The following is a 7828-nucleotide window of genomic DNA, read 5'->3' on the forward strand; positions in this document are numbered from 1 at the left end:
CTGCCAATCTCCCCCCTAGAGGGGGAGATGTCCGGCAGGACAGAGAGGAGGGCGAGGGAACTCGGCGGTCGCCGTATCCCATTGCGTTCTTCGGCGCCTGATCCATGCCCGCCAACCTCAAACCCTATCGCGCCAAGCGCGAATTCTCCCGCACCCCCGAGCCCGCGGGCGGCCTCGCCGCCGAGGGCTCCAACCGCTTCGTCGTGCACAAGCACCACGCCACGGCCGATCATTACGACCTGCGCCTCGAAATCGGCGGCGTGCTGAAGAGCTGGGCCGTCCCGCGCGGGCCGTCGCTCAACCCGGCCGACAAGCGGCTTGCCGTCGAGACCGAGGACCACCCGATCGAATATATCGATTTCGAGGGCGTCATTCCCGAGGGCGAATATGGCGGCGGGCCGATGATCGTCTGGGATACTGGCACCTGGGCGCCGATGGAGGATGTCGGCAAAAGCCTGCGCACCGGCGCCTTCAAGTTCCGGCTGGCCGGCGAGAAGCTCAATGGCGGCTGGATGCTGACGCGCCTGAAGCCCAAGCCCGGCGAGGACGAGAACAAGAAGAACTGGCTGCTGTTCAAGGAGCGCGACCTCGCTGCCGATGCGAAACGCGACATCCTGAGCGAGCGGCCGGAAAGCGTGAAGTCCGGCCGCCGGATCGAGGAACTGGGGGCGCCGCCGAGGAAGCGGGAACGTCTGCCTCCGAAGCTAGGTTCGCTGAAACCAGGCGCGCTGCCCGGCGCGCTCAAGGCCGCGCCGCCAAGCCGCATCGAGCCGCAGCTTGCCACCCAGGTGCCGAATCCGCCGGGCGGCGAGGGGCCGGCGGAGAAGACGGGCGAGCTGTGGCTGCACGAGATCAAATTCGACGGCTACCGCACCATGGCGCATGTGACGGATGGCGAGGTGCGGCTGATCACCCGTGGCGGCATCGACTGGACGAAGCGCTATGGCGATCTCCCGCAGGCCTTTTCGCGCCTGCCGGTCGCCCGGGCGATCATCGACGGCGAGATCATGGTGCTCGACGACAGGGGCATCTCGCGCTTCGCGCTGCTGCAGGACGCGCTGGCCGAAGGCGCAGGTTCAAAGCTGCATTTCTACGCCTTCGACCTTTTGCATCTCGACGGCTGGGACCTGCGCAAGGCGCCGCTCATCAAACGTAAGGCGCTGCTTGCCGAGCTGCTCGTCGGCCAGGCCGCCAATGCCGCCATCCAGTACAGCGACCATGTCGAGGGTGACGGGCAGGGCCTTTACGATCAGGCCTCGGAGCTGGGGCTCGAAGGCGTCGTCTCCAAGCGCGCCGACGCCATCTACATGAGCGGCCGCACCAAGAGCTGGACCAAGGTGAAGGCGCAAAAGACGGATGATTTCGTCATCGCCGGTTACACCGTCTCCGACCGGGCGGAAGGGCTGGCCGCGCTCGGCATGGCCGAGTTCGAGAATGGTGAGCTGCACTATCGCGGCAAGGTCGGCACCGGCTTCGACCGCGACATGGCGACCGAGCTGCTTGGCAGGCTGGAACGGCTGACGGCCGGCGCCAGCCCGCCGGAAGGCGTGCCGCGCGAGATCATGCGCGAGATGCATTGGGTGAAGCCGCTGCTGTCGGCGCGCGTGCGCTATTCGAATCGCACCGCCGACAATGCGATTCGCCACGGCGTCTTTCGCGGCTTGCGCGATGTCGGCGGGCTGACCACGCCGGTGCCGGTGAAACGCAAGCGGCTGATCGCCGAATCCGACCTCGCCACCATCTGGGTCACCAATCCGGAGCGTCGGCTATTCGGCAAGACCGGGCCGACAAAACTCGACATCGCCGTCTATTACGCATTGGTCGGCGATTTCATGCTGCCGCACATCATCGGCCGGCCGGTGTCGCTAGTGCGGTGCCCGACGGGAAAACCGCAGGACTGCTTCTTCCAGCGCCACGCTTTCACCGGCATGCCGCCTTCGGTGGCGGTGTTCGAGAGCGTCAATTCGGAAGGCGAGACGAAAACCTATCTTTCGGTCGAGGACGCCAAGGGCTACCTGGCGCTGGCGCAATTCGGCGTCGTCGAGTTCCACACCTGGGGCACGCACCGCACAAAACTCGACAGGCCGGACCAGATCGTCTTCGACCTCGACCCGGGCGAGGGGATCTCGTGGCGCGAAGTAGTGGAGGCTGCGGTCCACATCAAGGGCGGGCTGGAAAGCCTCGGCCTGGTGCCCTTCGTGAAGACCTCCGGCGGCAAGGGCATCCACATCACCGTGCCGGTGACCCGGAAGCAGAACTGGAAGAAACTGCACCAGGCGAGCAGCGCCATTTCCACCTTGCTCGCGGCAAGTGCGCCCGACACCTTCACCACGACCATGGGCAAGGAGAACCGCAAGAAGCGCATCTTCATCGACTTCCACCGCAACGCCCGCGGCCACACCTCCGCCGCCCCCTATTCGCTGCGCGCCCGCACCAATCTGCCGGCCTCCACGCCGGTGAGCTGGACGGACCTCGAGACGATCGACGCGCCGGAGGACCTGAACTACGCCTCGCTGCCGAGCCTGCTGGAGACGTCTGGCGATCCGTGGGCGGAGATCGACGAGGCGGGTAGGGATCTGCCGGCGTTGGAGCGCTAGTTCCTCGCCCCACGAAGTGGGGAGAGGTGGCCGCGCAGCGGCCGGAGAGGGGCAGCGCCAGCGTATGTGGTCAAGCGCCGGAAACATTCGGCGCCGCGCCATTCCCCTCTCCGTCTCGGCTTCGCCGAGCCACCTCTCCCCACTTCGTGGGGCGAGGAAAAGGGCGGCGCCATCTCCATCGACGCTAGCTACAATTTGAACTATCCTCCGCGCCAACCGGCCTCAGAAAACACTTCGCTAGGATTTCGGCAGTACCATCACGGGTCGGTGTAGGATTTCCGCAGCCTCAATCGTCCTACGGACGAAGCGCTGCAAGAGCATGATCGCGACAGGACCATGCTCCAACATAGTGTCAGTGCATGGCCGCGTAGGAGTGTTTCATGGCGCCCAGGGCAAGTTGGAAAGGTTACCTCAAGCTCAGCCTCGTCAGCTGTCCGGTCCGGCTTTACCCGGCCACCAGCGCGAGCGAGCGCATCTCGTTCAATCAGCTGCACAAGAAGACGCACAATCGCATCAACATGAAGCCGGTCGATCCGGAGCTCGGCCTGGTCGAGCGCTCGGACCTGGTGCGCGGTTATGAGTATGAGGACAAGCAGTACATCATCATCGATGATGCCGATCTCGACGCGGTCCGGATCGAATCCAACCACACGATGAACATCGAGGCCTTTGTCGACGAGGGCGAGGTCGATGTCATCTACCAGGATTCGCCCTATTATCTCGCGCCCGACGGCGCCATGGCGGAGGAAACCTTCGCGGTGCTGCGCGAAGCCATGCGCAAATCCGGCAAGCTGGCGATTGCGCGGCTCGTGCTGTCCAGCCGCGAGCGCGTGGTGACGATCGGCGCGCGCGAGAACGGCATGTTCGTCTGCACCTTGAGGAATCCCAACGAAGTGCGCGGCACGGCTGAATATTTCGGCAACATCCCGGCCGGCAAGCCGGATCCGGAAATGCTGGAGCTTGCCATGGCGCTGATCAAGCAGAAGCAAACCCACTTCGATCCGAAGAACTATGAGGATCGCTACGAGGTGGCGCTGATGGCGATGATCCGCGAGAAGCTCAAGGGTCACAAGCCGATCATCGCGGCGGCGCCCGAGCGCGGCAATGTCATCAACCTCATGGATGCGCTGAAGGCCAGCCTGTCGCAGCAGGCCAAGCCCCCGGCCAAGTCGAAGAGCAAGGCCGAGGAAGCGCCGGCAAAGCCCGCCAGGAGGGCGGCTGCCAGCGGGGCCACTGAGAATCCGCTGAAGGCGAACCTGTTGAAGGCCGTCGGCAAGAGCAAGAAGTGACGGGAGGGCCGGTGATCGTTCCCGGCGCCGTCTTCGGCGTCATCGGCGCGCTGGCCGCCTTTCCGCTCAGGCTCGCCGCGCGCGAGGTCGAGCGCCGCCATGCGGAGCTGAGGCGCGGCGTCACCCGCCGCACCACCCATGTCGTGTTCGGTCGCGCGCTTCTGGCCAAGGCGAAATCCGGCGATGCCGAGATTGAGCGCCGCGCCAAGGCCGAGCGCGAGGCCGGCCGCACCCTGGTCAGCGAGAACGGCTTCCTGCGCCTGCTCGGCCTGATGAAGGCGCCCGACGCCTCATCACTCTCCAGGCAGTCGCTGATCGACCAGTCGCGGCTTACGGGCGGCGATCTCGAAATGCTGTCGCTGTTCGACGCTTTCGAGCATGACGGCGAACCCTATTCCTTCCGCGACATGATCCTGGCGCGCAAATATGCCGGCCTGATCGCCAGCGGCGCCGCCTGGGGCGCGATCGCGCGTTCGGTCCACCGCTCCGGCCCGGTCGCGTCGCTCACGGCAAAATCGCTCAATCTCGGCTCGCAGCATGGCCGCCCGGACGCGATCTATCTCGACGATGGGACGAGCGAGCTCGACGGCCAATTGCTGTTCGACCTCGGCTCGCCGGAAGACGATACGCTGGAAGAGCTCTTCACCGAGGCCGAGATGGCCGAGGAAGAAGAGCGCCATGACGATGCGGCCGCGCTCTACCAACGCTGCCTGGCAATTGACCCGAACGACGCCATCGCCGCCTTCAACCGCGCCAACTGCCTGCGCGGCGCCGGCCGGATCGCTGAAGCCGCGCACGACTATGCCCGGGCGATCAAGCTCGATCCGGGCTTTGTGGAAGCCTGGTTCAACCTCGCCGGGCTGATGAGCGACGAGGGCAAGGTGGCGTCGGCAAGGCGCCATCTGCAGAAGGCGATCGCCCTCGACAACACCTATGCCGACCCGGTGTTCAACCTGGCGCGGCTGGAGTTCGATGCGGGCGATCTGACGGAGGCGCGGCGGCTGTGGGTGCGCTATCTGGAGCTGGACGCGGAGTCCGAATGGGCGCGGACTGCGCAGAAGGGAATCCAGTTCGTGGATTTGCACATTGCGCGCACGGCGGGGTAGCGCCCAACCTTCTCCCCTTGTGGGAGAAGGTGGATCGGCGCGCCAGCGCCGAGACGGATGAGGGGTGTTGGAAGGAATGAGGCGCTGGTGACCTTGTCGCAAGTAAGGATCTCGACGGGCGTATCCGTCAAGCTGGAGCACCCCTCATCCGTCCGAGCTTCGCTCGGCCACCTTCTCCCACAACAAGGGGAGAAGGCGAGGTTGGCGCATCCATGACCCACTTCCTCTTCGACGGCTTCGACACCGCTCCCATCACCATCCTGCTCGCCCATGGCGCCGGCGCGTCGATGGACTCGCCCTCGATGACCGCCACCGCCAAGGCGCTCAGCACGGCCGGCTTCCAGGTCGCGCGCTTCGAGTTCCACTATATGTCGGCGCGCCGCTATGGCCACCGCAAGCCGCCGCCGCGCGCCGAGGCGGTCAACCCTGAATACATCAAGGCGATCGCCGATCTGCGCGCCAAAGGCGTGACCGGCAAGCTCATCATCGGCGGCAAGTCGATGGGCGGCCGCGTCGCCTCGATGGTCGCCGACGAGATGTTCGCCAAGGGCGAGATCGTTGGTCTCGCCTGCCTCGGCTACCCGTTCCATCCGCCGGGCAAGCCGGAGCAGTTGCGGACAAAGCATCTCCTTGACCTGAAGACGCCAACGCTGATCTTCCAAGGCACGCGCGACGAGTTCGGCACCAATGAGGAGGTCGCGACCTACGGCCTTTCCTCGGCGATAGAGGTGGTCTGGCTGGAGGACGGCGACCATGACCTCAAGCCGCGCAAAGCCATCTCGGGTTTTTCGACGGCGGATCATTTGAAGACGGTGGCGGAGACGATGGTGGCTAAGTTCGCGCAGCCCTCGGCTTCGTCATCCTAGGGCGAAGCAAGGAGCGAAGCGACGCGCGCAGACCCTAGGATCCATGCCGTTACATACGAGCGCTGCGACGGGGCAATATTCTTCTCCGCCGCATTCCTTGGCATGCGTCACGGCATGGATCCTCGGGTCAAGCCCGAGGATGACGAAGCGAGGGGCGTCTTCGGCAAATGAAACTCGCCACCTTCAACATCAACAACATCAACAGCCGGCTGGAAAACCTGCTCGCCTGGCTGGCCAATGCAAAACCCGATGTCGTCTGCCTGCAGGAGCTTAAAACCCGCGACACGCAGTTCCCGTTGACAAGGCTTGCGCACGCCGGCTATGGCGCAGTGTGGAAGGGGGAGCCGACCTGGAACGGCGTGGCGATCCTCGCCCGCGGCGCCGAGCCGGTGCTGACGCGCGACGCGCTGCCCGGCGACGATGCCGACCGGCAGGCCCGCTACATCGAGGCCGCGGTCGACGGCGTCGTCATCGCCTGCCTCTACGCACCGAACGGCAACCCGCGGCCGGGCCCGAAATTCGACTACAAGCTCGCCTGGCACCAACGCTTTGCGGCGCATGCGACCGAGCTCCTCGATACCGGCCTGCCGGTGGCGCTTGCCGGCGACTTCAACATCGTGCCCGAACCGCGCGACATCTATGAGACCCGCTCCTATGACGACAACGCGCTGGTGCAGCCCGAAAGCCGCGCCGCCTTCTCGGCATTGATCGACCAGGGCTGGACCGACGCGCTGCGCAAGGTATTTCCAAGGGAAGAGAGGCTCTACACCTTCTGGGACTACCGCCGGAACCGCTGGCCGCGCGACGCGGGACTCAGGCTCGACCACATCCTGCTGTCGAAGAAGCTGGCGCGAAAGCTGAAAGCGGCGGGCATCGACCGCGAGGTGCGGGGAGGGGAAAACCCCAGCGACCATGCGCCGGTGTGGGTGGAACTGGGGTGAGAAAACAGAAATCCCCGCCGTGGCGGGGATTCTTGAAAGATCAGGCTTTGGGTCTCTCGATCACTGTGGAGCCGGCAGCGAGCCGGCCACAACAGCCGAAAGCTTGCCCTTGCGGACGAACTCAGGCTTCACGTATGTCTTCTTCATATCAGGATGTCCCCTATCGATAGATGCTCAAAATGGCGATGATTTCAGCGTCAACCCGGGGTGGGCAAAGAACCCGCCACAATCGCCGAAAGCTTGCCCTTGCGGACGAAAACTGGCTTCTCGTAAGTCTTCTTCATGCGATTGCTCTCCTCGAAAATCCCGTCCGATAATCTCATACGACGAGTTCCTGTCAAGTAAGCGGCCAGGACGGGCCGTTCTGTTTCTGGGGACAGCGTTCTACTGAAGCAACCGCCATCGCACCATCCGCGACTGGCCCGCGGCAGGCGGGGATAGGACGGTGCGGTTGCGGGGCGCCGGAATAGGCGACAACGTCGGAGATTGGCGAAAGCCGGGGCGACGGCTGATCTTCCCCCAAATGGGGGAGATGCCCGGCAGGGCAGAGGGGGGCGCTGTCCCGCCGACTTCTCGATTCAGCCATCTGTCACACTCACCGCGTTCTCATTGGGCCAATGCGCAATGCCGCGTTCCTTCGCGCCCCCCTCTGGCCTGCCGGCCATCTCCCCCCACAAGGGGGGAGATGAGCAGCTTTGACCTCGGCGCCATTCCTCGAATGCCCCCTTGCGGTGTAAACACGTGGCAGGGCAATGGTAGCGAGACGCCACCCAAGCAGAGCCCATCATGCCCACCCTCCACCTTGTCGAAGCCTCGATCGCCGACCTGCGCCGCGCGCTGGAGGACGGCACCGTCACCAGTGTCGAGCTGGTCGCGGCCTATCTCAGGCGTATCGCCCATTACGACCGTCACGGCATCACGCTCAACGCGGCTCCCGTCCTCAATCCGAACATGTTCGAGGAGGCGGAAGCTTCCGACCGGCGCCGCCGCGCGGGCAAGGCGCTCGGGCCGCTCGACGGCATCCCCTAC

Annotated in this window: 5 protein-coding genes and 1 pseudogene; all 6 read left to right on the forward strand. The window is 64.9% G+C overall.

The genetic code is table 11. The annotated features are described in order from the left end of the window. Positions 1-104 precede the first annotated feature (104 nt). Complete coding sequence (gene ligD / locus EOA23_RS29030; RefSeq protein ID WP_127306668.1) at positions 105-2597, forward strand: DNA ligase D; 2493 nt, start codon at positions 105-107, stop codon at positions 2595-2597. 380 nt (positions 2598-2977) lie between these two features. Further along, positions 2978-3886, forward strand: coding sequence for a Ku protein (locus EOA23_RS29035; RefSeq protein WP_127306669.1), 909 nt, complete (start codon positions 2978-2980; stop codon positions 3884-3886). An 11-nt stretch (positions 3887-3897) separates the two neighbouring features. Next, positions 3898-4992, forward strand: coding sequence for a tetratricopeptide repeat protein (locus EOA23_RS29040; protein WP_127306670.1), 1095 nt, complete (start codon positions 3898-3900; stop codon positions 4990-4992). 212 nt (positions 4993-5204) lie between these two features. Further along, positions 5205-5858: an alpha/beta family hydrolase gene (locus EOA23_RS29045; protein WP_127306671.1), complete on the forward strand. Its 654-nt coding sequence runs from the start codon at positions 5205-5207 to the stop codon at positions 5856-5858. A gap of 167 nt (positions 5859-6025) precedes the next feature. After that, complete coding sequence (gene xth, locus EOA23_RS29050) at positions 6026-6799, forward strand: exodeoxyribonuclease III (RefSeq protein WP_127306672.1); 774 nt, start codon at positions 6026-6028, stop codon at positions 6797-6799. Between the two features lie 786 nt (positions 6800-7585). Further along, positions 7586-7828, forward strand: a pseudogene (locus EOA23_RS29065) (amidase family protein); the annotation flags it as partial.

Source organism: Mesorhizobium sp. M2A.F.Ca.ET.042.01.1.1, assembly GCF_003997405.1.
Lineage (GTDB): Bacteria > Pseudomonadota > Alphaproteobacteria > Rhizobiales > Rhizobiaceae > Mesorhizobium.

Excerpts from the sequence above, each read along its gene's own strand:
- ligD (WP_127306668.1), top strand. The coding sequence starts at position 105 with ATGCCCGCCAACCTCAAACCCTATCGCGCCAAGCGCGAATTCTCCCGC.
- EOA23_RS29035 (WP_127306669.1), top strand. The coding sequence starts at position 2,978 with ATGGCGCCCAGGGCAAGTTGGAAAGGTTACCTCAAGCTCAGCCTCGTC.
- EOA23_RS29045 (WP_127306671.1), top strand. The coding sequence starts at position 5,205 with ATGACCCACTTCCTCTTCGACGGCTTCGACACCGCTCCCATCACCATC.
- xth (WP_127306672.1), top strand. The coding sequence starts at position 6,026 with ATGAAACTCGCCACCTTCAACATCAACAACATCAACAGCCGGCTGGAA.